This is a genomic window from Streptomyces jumonjinensis (assembly GCF_009600885.1).
GTDB classification, from domain to species: domain Bacteria; phylum Actinomycetota; class Actinomycetes; order Streptomycetales; family Streptomycetaceae; genus Streptomyces; species Streptomyces jumonjinensis.
The window spans coordinates 53454-70234 of the sequence record NZ_VCLA01000120.1 but is presented as its reverse complement, the minus strand read 5'-3'; the positions used below and the strand labels follow the sequence as shown (position 1 = coordinate 70234).

At 71.5% G+C, this 16781-nt stretch carries 16 protein-coding genes; 12 read left to right on the top strand and 4 right to left on the bottom strand.

All coding sequences use genetic code 11. The annotated features are described in order from the left end of the window. On the bottom strand, window positions 1–826 hold an 826-nt coding region (locus tag FF041_RS14085; protein ID WP_407698155.1), incomplete at its 3' end, for an AfsR/SARP family transcriptional regulator. Window positions 827–1166: 340 nt separating this feature from the next. On the opposite strand from FF041_RS14085, the gene FF041_RS14080 reads away from it, so the two are divergent. The 3 genes from FF041_RS14080 (at window position 1167) to FF041_RS14070 (ending at window position 2426) form a co-directional block, all read left to right on the top strand. After that, window positions 1167–1358, top strand: a complete 192-nt coding sequence (locus FF041_RS14080; RefSeq protein WP_153523163.1) for a hypothetical protein — start codon at window positions 1167–1169, stop codon at window positions 1356–1358. Between the two features lie 182 nt (window positions 1359–1540). Then, window positions 1541–1864 (top strand): DUF427 domain-containing protein, encoded by a 324-nt coding sequence (locus FF041_RS14075; protein WP_153523162.1) that lies wholly within the window; start codon window positions 1541–1543, stop codon window positions 1862–1864. A 52-nt stretch (window positions 1865–1916) separates the two neighbouring features. Beyond that, on the top strand, window positions 1917–2426 hold the full coding sequence (locus FF041_RS14070; RefSeq protein WP_153523161.1) for a hypothetical protein: 510 nt from the start codon (window positions 1917–1919) through the stop codon (window positions 2424–2426). Window positions 2427–2429: 3 nt separating this feature from the next. On the opposite strand, the gene FF041_RS14065 is transcribed toward FF041_RS14070, so the two are convergent. Continuing rightward, window positions 2430–3503, bottom strand: a complete 1074-nt coding sequence (locus FF041_RS14065; protein WP_153523160.1) for a GlxA family transcriptional regulator — start codon at window positions 3501–3503, stop codon at window positions 2430–2432. A gap of 171 nt (window positions 3504–3674) precedes the next feature. On the opposite strand from FF041_RS14065, the gene FF041_RS14060 reads away from it, so the two are divergent. The 6 genes from FF041_RS14060 to FF041_RS14035 all read left to right on the top strand — a co-directional run bounded on the left by FF041_RS14060 (window position 3675) and on the right by FF041_RS14035 (window position 10448). Further along, window positions 3675–4454 (top strand): S1 family peptidase, encoded by a 780-nt coding sequence (locus tag FF041_RS14060; RefSeq protein WP_323391850.1) that lies wholly within the window; start codon window positions 3675–3677, stop codon window positions 4452–4454. Window positions 4455–4552: 98 nt separating this feature from the next. After that, window positions 4553–5518 (top strand): GlxA family transcriptional regulator, encoded by a 966-nt coding sequence (locus FF041_RS14055; RefSeq protein WP_153523159.1) that lies wholly within the window; start codon window positions 4553–4555, stop codon window positions 5516–5518. A 163-nt stretch (window positions 5519–5681) separates the two neighbouring features. After that, window positions 5682–6272 (top strand): lytic polysaccharide monooxygenase auxiliary activity family 9 protein, encoded by a 591-nt coding sequence (locus FF041_RS14050; RefSeq protein WP_153523158.1) that lies wholly within the window; start codon window positions 5682–5684, stop codon window positions 6270–6272. Between the two features lie 186 nt (window positions 6273–6458). Next, on the top strand, window positions 6459–7370 hold the full coding sequence (locus FF041_RS14045) for a DUF3626 domain-containing protein (protein ID WP_153523157.1): 912 nt from the start codon (window positions 6459–6461) through the stop codon (window positions 7368–7370). A gap of 639 nt (window positions 7371–8009) precedes the next feature. Continuing rightward, window positions 8010–8729 (top strand): restriction endonuclease, encoded by a 720-nt coding sequence (locus tag FF041_RS14040; RefSeq protein WP_153523156.1) that lies wholly within the window; start codon window positions 8010–8012, stop codon window positions 8727–8729. Between the two features lie 192 nt (window positions 8730–8921). Then, window positions 8922–10448, top strand: coding sequence for a GMC family oxidoreductase (locus FF041_RS14035; RefSeq protein WP_153523155.1), 1527 nt, complete (start codon window positions 8922–8924; stop codon window positions 10446–10448). Between the two features lie 77 nt (window positions 10449–10525). Here the strand turns inward: FF041_RS14035 and FF041_RS14030 are convergent, their stop codons facing one another. Beyond that, window positions 10526–11866, bottom strand: a complete 1341-nt coding sequence (locus tag FF041_RS14030) for a cytochrome P450 (RefSeq protein WP_323391849.1) — start codon at window positions 11864–11866, stop codon at window positions 10526–10528. Between the two features lie 337 nt (window positions 11867–12203). Next, window positions 12204–12899: an MBL fold metallo-hydrolase gene (locus tag FF041_RS14025; protein WP_153523154.1), complete on the bottom strand. Its 696-nt coding sequence runs from the start codon at window positions 12897–12899 to the stop codon at window positions 12204–12206. A 642-nt stretch (window positions 12900–13541) separates the two neighbouring features. On the opposite strand from FF041_RS14025, the gene FF041_RS14020 reads away from it, so the two are divergent. From FF041_RS14020 to FF041_RS14010, 3 genes are read left to right on the top strand one after another with little or no spacing between them, the layout of a single operon-like run. Then, complete coding sequence (locus tag FF041_RS14020; RefSeq protein ID WP_153523153.1) at window positions 13542–15392, top strand: phage tail sheath family protein; 1851 nt, start codon at window positions 13542–13544, stop codon at window positions 15390–15392. Between the two features lie 48 nt (window positions 15393–15440). Further along, window positions 15441–15965, top strand: coding sequence for a phage tail protein (locus tag FF041_RS14015; protein WP_153523152.1), 525 nt, complete (start codon window positions 15441–15443; stop codon window positions 15963–15965). A 32-nt stretch (window positions 15966–15997) separates the two neighbouring features. Continuing rightward, window positions 15998–16747: a T4 family baseplate hub assembly chaperone gene (locus tag FF041_RS14010; protein WP_153523151.1), complete on the top strand. Its 750-nt coding sequence runs from the start codon at window positions 15998–16000 to the stop codon at window positions 16745–16747. Window positions 16748–16781 lie beyond the last annotated feature (34 nt).

The following is a 16781-nucleotide window of genomic DNA, read 5'->3' as shown; positions in this document are numbered from 1 at the left end:
ACCCCTCGGGGGCGCAGAGCCGCGCGCTCAGCTCCCGTACGAAAGAGGTCCGGCCGGTGAAGTCGGGGACGGTCAGCTCCTCGTCCGCCCGCAGGATGCGCTGCTGGAGCTGGGAGAGCTCGGCGCGCGGGTCGACGCCCAGCTCCTCGGCGAGGAGCCGGCGGGTGTCCGCGTACACGGCCAGGGCCTCCGCCTGCCGTCCGCTGCGGTACAGCGCGAGCATCAGGAGCTCCCGCAGCCGCTCGCGCAGCGGGTGGGCGGCGGTGAGCGCGGTCAGCTCGGAGACGGCCTCGGCGTGGCAGCCGGCCTCCAGGCCGAGTTCGAGCCGGGTCTCCAGGAGCTGGAGCCGCCACTCGTCCAGCCGGGCGCGCTGGTTCTCGGCGTACGGTCCCGGCACATTGGCCAGCGCCTCGCCGTCCCACAGCCCCAGCGATTTATCGATCTGCGCCCGCGCCTGATTGCGGTCGCCGGCCGCCCGCGCCTTCTCCGCCGATGCCGCCAGCTCCTGGGCCACGAACAGGTCCAGGCACTCCCGCCTGACCCGTATGGCATAGCCGCCGGACTCGCTGACCAGCGCGTTCGCGGTGAGGATCTTGCGCAGCCGGGAGGCGTAGGTGCGGACCGCCGCCAGCGCCTGCGAGGGCGGGTCCTCGCCCCAGATGGCGTCGATCAGCGCTGCGGCGGTCGCGGTGCGCCCGTCCCGCAGCAGCAGCGCGGCCAGCAGCGCCCGCTGCTGCGGAGAGCCGGACGGCAGAGCCTCTCCATCACGCCAGGCGCGCACCGGCCCCAGCACGCCGAAGCGCAGACCCGCCCCCCCCGTCTCCACCGACACCTCCTGGTGTGCTCCGCCCAGCAGTGACTGACGTATATCGATCGTATATCTCCCAAGGGCACGATGGGAGGAGTGTTACTTGCGGACGTGCCCAGTCCGGTGACGCGTTGTGACAGGCGAGGCTTCTCGGGATGGCTTCCCGGGGTGCCTCGCCGTGTCTTTTTTTCCTTCAACTCTGTTCCCGCAGAGTCTTCTTGAGCTACGGTCATAGCGTCGAAGCGCTATCGGGAGTGAGCTGAAGCCCTCTAGCCAAGGGCTGTTGACGGTCTCTCCTTCACGCGCGTGCGGCATCTCCCAATGGACTGGGCACTCACGCAAGGAGACTTCCACTCCCATGAATCCGACCATGCCATCCATGGCCGGAGTGCTGGTGGCTCTCGCCTACTTCGCACTCGTCGCCTATCTGGTGAAGATCCTGAAGCAGCATCATCGCCTCCCCGGCGTGATCGGGGCTCTCATCGGTCTGCTCGGCGTCCTCCCCGCGATCCTGTACGCGCTGAACTTCACGGTGGAGGCAGCGGCCTGAGCCGGAGGGCCGGTACCGTCCCCCGCTGGACAGAGCCCGGCAGGGTTGTGGCGCCTGCTCGCCGCAGCCCTGCCGGGACCGGGTGCCGGGCTCCGCCCGTGACGCCCGTGACGCCCGTGAATTCACCTGATCGGGCTCCGGGGAACGGGAACAAGACCGTGTGCCCGCGCGCTGACAGAGATATGACTTCTGGACACCGCATCACCGTCGAGCAGGGCAGCGAGCATGTACGGGTCGTACGGGACGGGGTGCTGCTCGCCGAGAGCCGACGGCCCCTCGTACTGCGGGAGACGGGCTGTCCGGTCCGCTACTACCTGCCCGCCGGGGATGTGCGGACCGATCTGCTGACCCGTTCCGACACCCACACCCACTGCCCCTTCAAGGGCGACGCCGACTACTGGTCGGCGCCCGGCGCCGACGATCTCGTCTGGGCCTATCCGAACCCCGAGCCCGGGGTGGCCGAGATCAAGGACCACTTCTGCTTCTACGACGCCGAGGCCGTCTGATCGCGAGATCGTTTATGCTCGCTAGCACCGGTGACCAGGGGGGATGGTTTCTATGGGGAGCAAGAAGCTCAGGATCGCGATGGGTGTCGGCATCGCCGTGCTCATGGTCGGGCCGCCCGCCGTCTTCTTCGGAGTGAGGGAGTACGACGACGACGCCGACCGCGCGTCCATCGAGCGAGCGGCCCGCTCCATCATCCAGCAGCGCGCGGACCTCGCCTCCGCCGTGGGCCGTGAGCAGTCGGCCCCGGAGCCGGTCGGGGCCACCCCTGCCGTCGCGAAGGAGCTGCGCGGTTCCTACGCCCGGCGAGCCGAGGACGCGCGGGCGTCCGCCGCCGAGGGCAAGGGCTGGAGCGGGGCGGAGGTCGAGCTCAGCTCGGTCGAGGTGGATCTGATCACCGAGGACTGGGCCGAGGCCCGGTTCGATCAGATGACCTATCCGGAGTACGAGGACCCGGCCGTCGAAGGCTCCGCCGAGGATCTGCCCATGGTGTCGTCCCATGCGTTCCAGTTCCGGAAGACCGATGGCCGCTGGCTCCTGGCCGGCGTCGATCAGGATCTGTAGGACTCAGTTCCGGCCCCCGTTCGGTGCGTCCGCGCCACGGCGGACGGGCTCGTGCCGGGTGGGGGCGGGCTCGGGGGCGCCCCGGTCCGCCCAGGTCACCGTGGAGACGAGCGAGCGGAAAGCCGTCCGGTAGACGCTGGGGCTGGTGCCCGTGAAGCGCAGGAAGTGATGGCGCAGATTGGCGGGCGTACCGAGCCCCGTCTGTGCCGCGATGCGCTCGACCGGCTCGTCTCCCCGTTCCAGCAGCCGTTGCGCCAGCTGGACACGGGCACGGAGCAGGAACTGGAGCGGTGTCAGCCCGGTCTCGGCGCGGAAGCGCCGGTTGAGGCTGCGGACGGTGAGGCCCGCGTGGGCGGCGATGTCGTCGAGGGTCAGCGGGCGGTCGAGCCGGGCCGCCATCCAGGCCGTGGTGGCCGCCAGGCCGCTGCCGGGTCCGGCGACGGCGCTGTAGGACGCGGCGCCCGGGAGTCCGCCGTCCCGGGCCGCCGGTTCGGCCGGGTCGTGGAGCTGCATGAAGAGCTGCCGCTCGGTTTCGACGGCGACCTGGACGCCGTGGTCCAGGGTGATCAGACGCAGACAGACGTCGAGGCCGCCGAGGACCCCCGCTCCGCTGTGGAACGGCCCGTCCACGACCACCGAGCCGCTCGGGTCGACCGTGAGACGGGGGTGCAGCCTCGCCAGTTCCCCGGAGTGCTGGCGACTGGTGGCGGCCCGGCGGCCGTCGAGCAGCCCGGTGGCGGCGAGGGTGAACGTCCCGGTGCCGAACGCGCCGATACGGCTGCCCCGGGCGACGGCGGCCCGGAGCGCGTCGGCGACTTCGGCGGGCGGCTCGTCCCGGAAGCCGTCATGGCCGGGCAGCAGGACGGTGTCGGCGTCCTCCAGGCCATCGAGCCCCCAGGGCGTCTCGATGCCGAACGGGGCCGGGGAGCCGGTCGCACGCAGGCCGGGGGCACCGCAGAACCGCAGGTCGTAGGCGACCCTCGGATGGTGCCGTACGGCGGTTCCGAAGGCCAGTCCGGGCCCGGTGAGCTGATGCCCGGGGACCCCGTCGAGGGCGAGGACGGCTATCACTGACATGTCCAGAATTTAGCCCATGGTGATGTTCAGGCCGCTGTTTCGGGTCCCGGCGGCCACGGAGTATGGGCGGTACGAAAGCCGGGAACGAGGGATTCCCCGCCCGGCCGCCGTTCCCGTACATCCGAGAGAAGGGGCACCCCTGTGTTCAGCGTCAGTTCTCCGCTTCGCCGCGTGGCGAAGGCCGCGGCGGCGGTCTGCGCCGCGTCCGTCCTCAGCGCCACGGCGATGACCGGCACCGCCGTAGCCATCGTCAACGGAGAGGACTCCAGCGAGCGCTACCCGTTCATGGCGTCGATTCCGATGAAGGGTTTCGACGGCGGATGCGGTGGCACGCTCATCGATCCGCGGTGGGTGCTGACGGCGGCCCACTGCGTCGATCCGAGGCTCGTGGAGCCGACCGGGAAGATCCGGATCGGCAGCGAGAAGCGCAGCTCCGGGGGGACGGTCCGGACCATCGACACGACGGTGACGCATCCGGGCTATCAGGTGAGCGAGGACGGCGGCCCCAATGTGGACGACCTCGCGCTGCTGCGCCTGGACCGACCGGTCGCCGGGAAGTCCATCCGTATCGCGAAGAGCCCCGGACGGGTCGGCACACCCACCCGGCTGCTGGGCTTCGGCACCACCGTCGACACGACCAAGGTCGAGGAAGCGAAGTTCCCGGAGCGGCTTCAGCAGCTCGAAACCCGCAGGGGGTCCGACGCCGAGTGCGACGGCCGGTCGGGGAAGACCCGGCTCTGCACCCCCAGCCAGGTGCCGAACGCCATGGCGTGCATCGGGGACTCCGGCGGTCCGCAGATCAAGCGCGGCAAGGGCGGACGGTGGGAACTGATCGGAACCACCTCGGGTGACGGTGACACGGACCCGCGCTGTGCGACCGGGCCGGGTCTCTACAGCAATGTGCCGGCCTACGCGGACTGGATCCGGAAGACCATCCGCGGCGACGGCTGATCCCCGGTGCGCCGGGCCCGGGCCGTCCCGCCGTGCGCGCGCCGGTCCGGGCCCCGCCCGGCCCATCCCATCCACTCTGCTTCGGTATATTCCGGGATATGTCAGTGATAGCCGTTCTCGCCCTCGACGGGGTCCCCGGGCATCAGCTCACCGTCCCCGGGCTGGTGTTCGGCGCCGCCGCCCGGGAGTTCCCCGATGTGGCCCATGAGGTACGGATCTGCACCGGCCCGGGAGTCACCGTCACCGGGGCGCCCGCGCCTCTTCGCATCACCACGCCCTGGGGCCTGGAGCACCTCGCGGAAGCGGACATCGTGTTCCTGCCCGGCCACGACGGCTACCGCGACGGGCCTGGCGCGGAGGTTCTCGAAGCGCTCCGTGCGGCCGTGGCCCGGGGGGGCCGTATCGGCGCGGTCGGAACCGGGGTGTTCACGCTCGCGGCGACCGGTCTGCTCGACGGGCGGTGTGCCACCACCGGCTGGCGGCACACCGAGGAGCTCGCGCGGCGTCACCCCCTGATCGAGGTCGATCCGCTCGGCACGGCCGTCTGCGACGGTCCCTGCGTCACCTCGGCGGGGGTCTTCGGCGGCCTGGACGTCTGTCTGAGCTTTCTCCGCCAGGACCACGGCGAGCGGGTGGCCGGAGAGACCTCCCGGGAGCTCATCGCTCCCCTGCACACCGACGCGGACGGCGTCCAGGAGCGCATCGACCAGGAGCTGACGGACAGCGCGGGTCTCGAACCGACCATCCGCTGGATGGAGGCCCGTCTCCACCTTCCGCTGACCCTCGCGGACATCGCCGCGCACGCGGGGATCAGCGTCAGCAGCCTGAACCGCCGCTTCCTGGCGCGGACCGGGGCCGGCCCGCTTCAGCATCTGCTGCGGATCCGGCTGGAGCGGGCCCGGACCTTGCTGGGTGAGGGAGAGGAACCGGTGGAGCGGATCGCGGAGCGGACGGGGTTCCGCTCCGCGGCGCAGCTGCGCCGCCACTTCGGGCGGCTGACGGGTACGACGCCGAGGGCCTACCGCGCGGCGCGTCGTGCGAACGCCTCGCCGCGTGAGAGGTGACCGGTTCGGGACAGCATCGGGGTCGGGCTTGCCTTCACACCCTTGTAATTGATATGGACATGATCAAGCATAAGGGTTATTCTCGGACTTGGTCTAGACCGCAGCGTTGAGCTCAGCCTCCCATCCCCCCACGGCCCCCCACGGCCTCCCCACTGGAGGAAGCATGCGCAGAAAGTTGACCTCATTACTGCTCGGCCTCGGCGTCGTCGGCACCTCTCTCTTCGCGGTGTCCGGCAGTGCTCAGGGCCACGGCTACACCGAATCCCCCATCAGCCGCCAGAAGCTCTGCAGCAACGGCACCGTCAAGAACTGCGGCTCGATCATCTGGGAACCGCAGAGCGTCGAGGGCCCTAAAGGCTTCCCCGCCGCCGGACCCGCCGATGGCACGCTCTGCTCCGGCGGTCTCTCCCGCTTCTCCCAGCTGGACGATCCTCGCGGCGGAGCCTGGCCCGCCACCTCCGTCAGCAGCGGCCGGAGCCAGAACTTCACCTGGCGGTTCACCGCCCGGCACGCCACGACCGACTTCCGCTACTACATCACCAAGGCCGGGTACAACCCCTCCCAGCCGCTGACCCGGGCCGCGCTGGAGTCCCAGCCCTTCCTGACCGTTCCGTTCGGCGGGGTTCAGCCGGGCGAGACGGTGAGCCACTCCGGCACCCTTCCCCAGCGGTCCGGCAAGCATCTGATCCTCGCGGTCTGGACGATCGCGGACACCGGCAACGCCTTCTACGCCTGTTCGGATGTTCAGTTCTGAGCCACGGCTCCCGAACAGCGGGACGACAGGCCCCGGCCGGTTCGCCGACCGGGGCTCCCGGGGTGGCCGGGGTCCCGGGACAGCCGGGTCCGAGCTCCCGGGTAGCCGGATCCGGGGTCCCGGGGAAGTCGGCGCCCGGCCATAATGCGGATGTGGCGGAGAGCCCTGCCGGGGCACACTGCGGTCATGAGTGCTGACATGTCCCGGTCGCGCCGGGAGGCGGCTCTGAGCCATGTCGCGGCCCTCTCGTCGGGAGGCCCGCTCGACTCCCGGCTGCGGCTGACGATCAACTTCCACCCCGACCGGACGGCGGGTGACCGCCCTGTCCTGCGCCAGATGGCGGAAGACGGCCTCTACTACTCGCAGTTCGTGACCGGCACCGGCAACGGCGGCCTCACCGCCTACCCGGGCGGGGACCGGTGGCGCTGGGAGAGCCGTATCTTCGGCGGCGCCTACGACGACGCCACCGCGTCCGAGCGCCCTGTCTACGGCGCGCTCAACCATCGCGACGAGCCCATCGGCGGAGCGCCGCGATTCGGCTCCTCTCACTTCAGACTCACCGCCGACGCCGTTGCGCGCGCCACCTTCTGCTATCCGGACAGCTGCACCGAGCCCTCGGACTTCGGCGTCGCGACCCGCTTCGCGCTCATCGAGCCGGCCAGGACCGGCGGCCTCGACGCCCTGGACGGGCATATCGAGGCGCACATCCACGGACCGGTCCGGCTCGACCGCGACATGGAGGCGCTGGTCCTGGACGCCAGCTTCCGCGGCACCGCCGTGGAAGCCGCGGCCCGCCGGCTTCCCTGCCCCGTCGAGTGGCACCCCGGCTTCCGGCTCACCGTGGCGGAGCTGAGACGCCACCCGGAGTACCGCGGACAGGAGTACGTGGAGCTGGGCGCCGGGCTCGCGGTGGACGGCCGGCTCGATCCCCGGATCATCGGCGCCGCCGCCCGCACCGGCCGCCACGACCCGCAGGCGCTCAAAAAGGTCTGGCACTGCCTGGCGCGCTTCGGCTCCCCCGCCATGCGGGCGACAGCGCACCCGGGAGCCGCGCCGCCGGCGGTCCCCGAGCGTCCGGTTCCGACCGCGCCGCACTGAGACGTCCGCATCGAGGTGGGGCCGCCTCCCGTGCCCCGGGCTCGGAGGAGCCCCGGCGACCGACCGGCGATATGCACCGGTGCATCATCTGATGCAGTGCGCGCCGTCGCTTCTCGCCATTCCACGCTCGTGCCCCGGGGAGCCGGCGAGGGGGCTTTCCCGCAGGTGAGGCCGGTCTCCGGGAGACAGGCCCAGGGAGCCGGGAGCGCGGTTCGGACTGCCGGATCCGCTGGGCGCGGTCGATCCGCCGAGGTCAGGCCGGAGACAGCCCGGAGGCGGGCGGGATGATGCGGATGGCCGGATGGCCCTCCTGCCGGACGCGATCCCCTGATGACCCGCCGGTTTCTGTCGGTGCCCGCTGCTAAACCGATGTCAGGGACGGGTCGCGCCGCGGCCCGCCGGCGGGAGGGGAACGGCTGTGCCGAAGGTTCCGGAGGGGTATCACGTCGTACGTAGCCATGTGCGCCGCAATCCCGGGCGCGGGGGCGGCGCGAAGCGGATGAGCGGCTGGACGATCGCAGGGCTCGCAGCCGGACTCCTGCTGTGGGGGCAGTTGTCCGGGTCGGGCGAGTCCGGGTCCGGGCAGCCGGGTCCACGGCCGGGCGCCTCCGCCTCCGCCCCCGCGTCGGCGGAGCGCTGATGGCGCGGCGACGGCCATGGCCGCGCCGTCCGCGCGGCGCGGCCGAGGTCCTCGCGGCAGGGGTCGTCGCCCTGGCCATGGCGGTGGCGGCGGTTCAGCTGATCACGGCCGCCGCTCATACGCTGCTGGACTACTGGCCCCTCACGCTGCCCGCCGCCCTGCTGGCGCTGTCCGCGCCGGTGCGGCGGATCGCACGGTTCGCGGCCGTCCGACGCCGCCGCGCCCGGCGGCTCGCCCAGCTGAGGATCACCCTGGCCCAGTTCGACGCCATGGACGACCAGGAGTTCGAGTACGCGCTGCGGGATCTGCTGATCCGGGACGGCTGGCCCGCCCGCAAGGTGGGCCGCGGCGGGGATCAGGCCGCCGATGTCATAGGCGAGCACACCCGGCGCGGCCGGATCGTCGTACAGGCCAAGCTCACCCGGGTGGGCGGAAAGGTCACCTCGTCGGTGATGTACGTGGTGAACGGCACCGCCGGGCCCGTCCACGGCGCCGATCACGCGGTCGTCATCACCAACGGCGCCTTCACCCGCTCCGCCATGGCCTGGGGAGACCAGTACGGCGTCCACTGGGTCGACCGGGACCGGCTGCGCCGCTGGGCCGAGGACGGCACAGCCCTGGATGAGCTCCTGCGTCTGCCGCCCCGGCCCCGGCGGGTCTCCGGCCGGCTGCGCGGGCCCGGCAGGACGGCGGGGTCGCCTCTCGATCGCGCGCCCTGAGCACGGCGCCGACGCCCACGCGCGGGGCCGGACCGCGCCGCCATGCGCCGCCGTGCGCCGGATTTCGCCGGGCGGGAGTCGGCGCGTACTCGGCACGGCGGGCGGTCAACTCCCCCGCCCCTGGGCTCATATACTCACCAGGCGCCGACTCGGGCCCACGGACCGCGCGTGTCGAGGCGAGGAGCTGAGCACATGCCGAAGCAGAGCCGGACAGAGCACGACTATGTGATCGTCGGCGCGGGGTCGGCGGGCAGTGTGATCGCCCGGCGCCTGATCGACCAGGGGTTCTCGGTGCACATCCTGGAGGCGGGCCCGGCCGACGACGACCCCTTGGTGCACAGCCCGCAGGGCTGGCCCGCACTGCTGCGCTCACCGCCGGACTGGGCGCTGACGACCGTCCCCCAGCGGCACGCCGACGACCGCCGGCTGTACTGGCCGCGCGGGAGGGTGCTCGGCGGCAGCAGCTCGCTGAACGGCATGATCTACATCCGGGGCCACCGCAGCGACTACGACTCCTGGGCGTACGGCGGCTGCCCCGGCTGGGACTGGGAGAGCGTGCTCCCCTACTTCCTCCGCTCCGAGGACCATCTCGACGGCCCCAGCGCCTGGCACGGTCAGGGCGGCCCGCTGCCGGTCAGCCGGATCACCGACCGGCATCCCGCCGCCGAGGCGTTCGTGGCCGCGGCGCTGAGCCTGGGGCATCCGCCGACCGACGATTTCAACGGCGAGCGGATGACCGGCGTCGGCTTCAACCATGTCACGGTCCGCGACGGCCGGCGGATGAGCGCCTGGCGGAGTTTCATGGCTCCGGTCGCCGGGCGTCCCCTGGTGAGGGTGAGCACGGGTGCGCGGGCGCACCGGGTGCTGCTGGAGCGGGGCCGGGCCGTCGGCGTGGAGTACGCGCTCGGCGGCATGACCCACCGGGCGTACGCCGCCTCCGAGGTGATTCTGTCCGCGGGGGTGGTCGGCTCGGCCCAGCTGCTGCTGCTCTCCGGCATCGGCCCCGCCGCCCATCTGCGGCGGACCGGTGTCGAGGTGACCGTGGAGCTGCCGGGCGTCGGCGAGAACCTCCATGACCATCTGCTGGTGAGCAATGTGTACGAGGCATCCCGCCCGCTCCCCCCGGGCAGGGCGAATGTGCTGGAGAGCCAGCTCTTCGCGGCCACCGACAGCCGGCGGCCCGGACCCGATCTCCAGCCGGTCTTTCTGCACCTGGTCTACCCCGCCGAGTCGTATCCGGCGCCCGAGCACGGCTACACCATCGCCCCCGGTCTCGTACGTCCGCTCTCCCGGGGCACGCTGCGCCTCGCGTCGGCCGACCCCGAGGCCGCCGTGCTGCTCGACCCCGGGGTGCTGGCGGAGCCGCATGATCTGGAGTCGCTGGTGGACGCGGTGGAGCTGAGCCGGGAGATCGGCAACTCCGGTCATTTCGCCGACTGGTACCGGGCGGAGGCGGCGCCGGGGCCCCGGGCGCGCACACGGAACGATCTGCGCGCCTATGTACGGCGCGCGGTGGGCACCTACCACCATCAGGTGGGCACCTGCCGGATGGGGCAGGACTCCTTGTCCGTCGTCGATCCGGAGCTCCGGGTCCACGGTGTCCCGGGGCTGCGGGTCGCGGACGCGTCCGTCATGCCCTCGGTGCCGTCCGGCAACACCAACGCCCCGACCATCATGATCGGGGAGAAGGCCGCCGATCTGGTGCTTCACCAGGCCTGAAGCCGCGGGGCCCGGCCCCGGGCCCCGCCGCCGTGGCCTTCCCCGCTCGGGACCTTCCCCCGCTCAGGCCCCTCCGGTCACGCGGCGCCGCGTTCGCTCAGGCGCATGGTCAGCTTGTCGGGTATGAGGGTGATGCGCCGCGCGGGGTGAACGCGCGGGCCGGGTACGGGATCGAGCTGCCAGCGCGCGGCGATGGTCGCGAGGGCGAGGGTCGCTTCGACGGTGGCGAAGGTGTCGCCGATGCATTTGCGGGGGCCGCCGCCGAAGGGGAGCAGTGTGCCCGGCGGAGGCTTCCTGGTGTCGCGCCAGCGATCGGGGTCGAAGCGCTCCGGGTCGGGGTACACGCTCGCCCGGCGGTGGACCTGGTAGGCGCTGAACATGATGGTGGCGCCCGCGGGCAGATGGTGTCCGCCCAGTTCGGCGCCGGTGGTCATGCTCCGGGTGAGCAGCCAGGCCGGCGGGTACAGCCGCAGCGCCTCCGTGAGAACGCGACCGGTCAGCTCCAGAGCGGGCAGATCGGCGTGCTGGGCCGGACGGCCGCCGAGGACCGAGTCGACCTCCGCCTGGAGCCGGTCCCGGACGGCGGGATGGGTGCCGACCAGATGCCATGCCCAGGACAGCAGTCCGGCGGTCGTCTCGACTCCGGCCATGAGGAAGTTGATGACCTGGGCGTGGATCTCGGCGTCGGTCAGGCCGGGACTCGCGTCGTCCTGGGGGGCGAGCAGCACGGAGAGCAGATCGCCCTGGTCGAGCCCTTTCGCCCGGTGGCCCGCGATCAGCGTCTCGGTGACGCGCGTCAGATGGCTCCGGGCCCGCTCATAGCGGCGGTTGCCGGGGGTGGGGAGCTTGTCGGCCATCGGCACGGGCAGCATGGCCCGCCGGTTGATGCCCCGGGTGACGGCGTCGATGCTGTCGTAGAGCTCGGGGAGACCGGCGGTGTCCTGCTTCCCCGGGGTGAACAGGCACCGGGTGGTCACGGCCGTGGTGAGCTGGTACATGGTGGCGGGGACGTCCAGCACCTGGCCGTGCCGCCACTCGTCGGTGAGCGCGGTGATCTCCTCGGCCATCACGCCCGCGTACCCGGGCATACGCGCCCGGTGGAAGGCGGGCTGAACGAGCCGGCGCTGACGGCGGTGGGCCTGGGCGGGACAGCTGATCACACCGTCGCCCCCCACCTCCCGGAGCTTTTCGAAGACGGGCCCGCCCTTGTCGAAGACCCGGTCCTCGGTCAGGACCCGGTGGACCAGATCGGGATGGCAGACCACATGCACGGTCAGCGGGCCGAGCTTGACGCGCACCAGATCGCCGTGGGCCGGCAGGCCGCTGATGAACTCCAGCGGCTTATGGGCGAATGCGAGGGTGTGACCGAGCAGGGGAAGCGCCCCCGGCGCGGACGCCATCGTGTACGAGGTGTTCACAGCTGTTCACGCTCCTGTGTCACTCCGGTCGTGAAGGGGCGGGCGACGACCGCGGCTTCGGCGGGACCGGTTCGGTCCGCTCTGGTGGGCGGCGGGTCGGCCGCGTCGCCGGAGCGGTCGCCGGGCAGAGAGCGGCGGCCGACGGGCGTGGCCTCGTCCGGCGGGGTCCTCCTTCACCGTTCCCGGGGTCGCGCATACCCCTCCTCGGGCCACCGGCGGCGCCATGGGGGCCCGCCCGTGCTGAGGGACTGGTACCACGCCGGATTCCCGCGCACCAGTGGTACGCGCCATGGGCCCGTCCGGGTTGGCGTGAACTCGCTCCACCCGCCGTACCCGCCTACGCTCCGGCGTCCCGGACCGCTGCCTCCTTCAGTGCCAGCGCCGCTTCGTCCATGAGCGGGTCGCCGTGTCCGCAGCAGACGACGGACGGCGCGAGCCCGGCGAGCCGGCGCATCGACGCCTTGGCCTGTTCCCGGTCGACATGGAACACGCCGAGCATCGCCCCCTGCACGGACGCCACCGTGTCGCCGGTGAACAGCACACCGTGCGACGGCAGATGGACCGCGATCGAACCGTCGGTGTGTCCCGGTGTGTGGATCACCCGCGCGCCGTCGCCGAAGCCCAGCTCGTCACCGTCCGACAGCTCCCGGTCGACCCGGGTGGCCGGGGCCGGCGGCACGGTGAGTCCGTGCTCGTACAGCGGTCGCTCCCATGCGAGCAGCACGGGTTCGGGCGTCTCGGCCTCCCCTCGGATCACCGGGGCGTCCAGCCGGTGCGCGAGTATCTCGGAGCCGTGGCGGGCGGCGAGTTCGCCCGCCGCGCCCACATGGTCACGATGGCAGTGGGTGAGCACGATACGGCGGACATCCTCCGGGCGGAGCCCCACACCCCGGATACCGGCCTCGATCTCGGGGGCGGCGCCGGCCCAGCCCGCGTCGATCAGGGTCAGCCCCTCTTCGTCGCGCCAGAGATAGGCCTGGCCGATGGGGAAGCGGAGCATATGAAGCCGGGGGGTCAATTCGATGATCTCCATGCGGCGAACGTAACCGGGAACCCCCGCCTGACGGCCTGTTCTACGCTCTCGGTGATCTCCGCTCTCAGCGGAGCGCCGACTGTCCGCCGGGCTCGCGTACCGGCTGTGCCCGGCTGAAGACACGACCTCGACCGCCGGGGCCCCGGTGTCGGCGCCACCCTTGGACCCGGTCGGGGCATCACCGCGCGATTTCGGGCCGCTCGCGGAGGGCGCGGCCCGCGGGTGGATTCGCGGCTCCCGCCCGCCGGTCCCTCCTTCACGGCACACCGCCACCGACGCCGTTCGAACGATCCACACCCGGTTCGAGTTTGCCGTGAAGCGTTCGTGAATTCATCTTCATATTCACGCGTGATATCTCCTCGACCAGATCAAAATACCGTCCAGGACGACACCCTGGAAATGATCATTGACTGACCGAAATCAACCCTTGACCGTCCGCCCTGGCGCGAACAAGACTCCGAGAGGCACTCATGCATCAGGAGCCACAAGCACACGCGCATGCCGACGGCCCGGCGAGACCGATATCGCACGGGGTGTGCGACGGGGGATATTCGAAGAGTACGCATCAATGATTCAGCGTCTGCGTTCACTCTCTTCACCTCCCCTCCCCATATCTTGGTGCGCGAAGGGAATGGAGGGGGAATGCCTACGCACATGGGCTATCCCGGCGTATACATCGAAGAACTTCCCGGCACTGTCCGCACCATCGCCTCGGTCACCACATCGGTGACCGCGTTCGTGGGGCACACCCGGCGCGGGCCGCTCAATCAGCCGGTACGCATCACCAGCTTCGCGGAATTCGAGCGCCGTTTCGGCGGACTCACCTCCCGCAGCGCCGTCGGCTACGCGGTGCACCAGTTCTTCGGCAACGGCGGCGCGGTGGCGGTCGTCGTCCGGGTGGCCAGAAGCGGCACCGGCGAGGAGGCCCGGGTCGTGCTCGACTCCACCGAAGGGCACAGCGCGTGCCCGGTCCTGGAGGTCCGCGCCAAGGAACCGGGAGTCTGGGGATCGGGCCTGCGGGTCGTCGTCGACCACGACACCGCGGCCCCGGACTCGACCTTCAACCTCCAGGTCCTCGACCCGCGCGGCGGAGCCCGCGAGTCGTTCACCGGGCTGTCGATGAGCCCCGGCCACGGCCGCTTCGCGGAGACGGTCGTCAACTCCGCCTCCGCACTGGTACGCGTCAAGGCGCTGGACGAGGACCGTCCCGACCCCTCCGGCACGGTCTCCAAGCCCTTCGCCGCCGAGCTCCCCGACCTCGGGGTCGAGCTGAAGGTCAAGATCGGCGACGTCGAACGGGAGTTCACCCTCCACGAGCCGGACCACGACGGCGACCCGCCCACCGATGTCACCGGGCTCGCCCTGCTGCTGGAGCGGAAGCTGCGCGCCCTGCCCGACGCCCCCGGCAAGCACGCCTACGCCGGCGCCGAGGTCACCGCCTTCGGCCGGCGGATCCAGGTCGTCGCCGGCTCGACCGACCCGGACGACGTGGTGCGCTTCATCGGCGAGTGCGCCAACGACCTGGGCCTTGAGGCCTCCGTCAACCCGCCCGTCTTCCCCCTCGCCGGCGGCCGTGACGGCGACCCGCCCGGACCGCGCGACCTCATCGGCAGCGAGTCCGGCAGGACCGGTCTCCAGGCGCTGCGCGATGTCGCCGACGTCAATCTGCTCTCCCTGCCGGAACTGGCGGCGTACGACTCCACCGAGTCCATGGTCACCGTGGTCTCGGCCGCCGAACAGCTCTGCCGGCAGCAGCGGATCTTCCTGCTCGTGGACGCGCCGTCGGCGTGGGGCAGCGTGGACGCCGCACGCGCCGGGATCGCCGCGTTCGACTCCGTACGCGACGGTCACGCGGCGCTGTACTTCCCCCAGCTCCAGCTGACCGATCCGCTCACCGGCAGGCTGCGCGCCTTCCCGCCCTCCGGCGCGATCGCCGGGGTGATCGCCCGCACGGACGGCGAACGCGGGGTGTGGAAGGCCCCGGCCGGCACCGAGGCACGGCTCTCGGGGGTGCACTCGACGACCGTGGCCCTCACCGACCGGGAGAACGGACTCCTCAACCCCCTGGGCGTCAACTGCCTGCGCTCCTTCCCCGTGGCCGGCCCGCTGGTGTGGGGAGCGCGCACCCTCGCGGGCGCGGACGACCTGAGCGACGAGTGGAAGTACGTGCCGGTGCGCCGGCTCGCGCTCCATATCGAGGAGAGCCTCTACCGCGGTCTGCGCTGGGTGGTCTTCGAACCCAACGGCGAGCAGCTGTGGCAGCAGATCCGGCTCAACGCCTCCTCCTACCTGAACGATCTCTTCCGGTTGGGCGCTTTCAAGGGCGGCACCCCCCGGGAGGCGTACTTCGTCAAATGCGACAAGGACACCACCACAGCGGCCGACATCGAACGCGGAACCGTCAATGTCGTGGTCGGCTTCGCGCCGGTCAAACCGGCGGAGTTCGTCATCGTGAAGATCCAGCAGATCGCCGAGGAGTCCGCCCTCGCCTAGCCAGGGGAAGCCTGTCGTCACCCGAGAAACGGAACACAAAGGAAATCGATGGCTGAGTTCCAGGTCAACGCCCATCGCTTTGACCCCTACAAGAATTTCAAGTTCCTGGTCCTGTGGGACGGCCGGACGGTCGCGGGCATCAGCAAGATCAGCCCCCTCAAGCGCACCACCGAGGTGGTCAAACACCGTAACGGCGGCGACCCCAGCTCGCCGCGGAAATCTCCGGGCCGCTCGGAATTCGAAGGTGTGACGCTCGAACGCGGTGTCACCCATGACGCGGAGTTCGACCGCTGGGCCAACAAGGTCTGGCAGGTGGGCGCCGGGCTCGGCTCGGAGGTCTCACTGCGGGATTTCCGCAAGGACATCATCATCCAGGTCCTCAACGAAGCCGGGCAGGTCGCCGTCTCCCACAAGCTGTACCGGGCCTGGGTGAGCGAATACCAGGTCCTCGGCGAACTGGACGCCAACGCGAACGCGGTCGCGATCCAGAGCGTCAAGCTCGAATGCGAGGGCTGGGAACGCGACTACGAGGTCGAGGAGCCCGTCGAGCCCAGCTTCACCAACCCGGTCTGAACAGCGCCCGTGCACCGGAGAGGGGTTGGGCGATGACGCCGACGGGACCCGCCGAGCTGCTCGCCGCCTGGGAGGACGGGCTGGCGCGGCAGGAGGCGGAGCGGTCCTGGCTGCTGCACCGGGCGGCCCGGCCCGGGGCCGCCGACGCCGAGCTGCTGTCCCTGCCCGCCGGTGCGCGGGAGACCGATCTCCTCGCGCTGCGCCGGTCGCTGTTCGGAGAGCGCATGCAGGTACGGGTGGAGTGCGGAGCCTGCGGGGAGGCGATGGAGTTCGACCTCGACACGACGCTGCTGGGCGCCGCCGCGCACGCGCCGAAGGGGCCGCTGCGGGTGACCGAGGGCGAGTGGACGGTCGAGTTCCGGCTTCCCACCGTCGCCGACGTCACCGCGGCGGCGGCCTCGCCCGATCCGGCCGCGGCCCGCCGGCTGCTGCTGCGGCGCTGCACGCTCTCGGCGGTACGGGACGGGGCGGCCGTCCCACCGGAGCGGCTCGCCGCACTGCCGCTGCCCGAGGAGATGGAGCGGCGGCTCGCGGAGGCGGCCGAGGAAGCCGACCCGGCGGCCGGGACGACGCTGAACGTGGCCTGCCCCGCCTGCGGCGGGACCACCGCCGCCGAGCTGGACATCGCCTCCTGCCTCTGGGCCGAAGTCGATCACTGGGCACGGGATCTGCTGCTCGACGTCCATCTGCTCGCGACCGCCTACGGGTGGAGCGAACCGGAGATTCTGGCCCTCAGCCCGCTGCGGCGTCGCTACTACCTGGAGCTGTGTGCGGATGCCTGACTACTTCGACCGGCTGCTCGCCCGGTACGCGCCG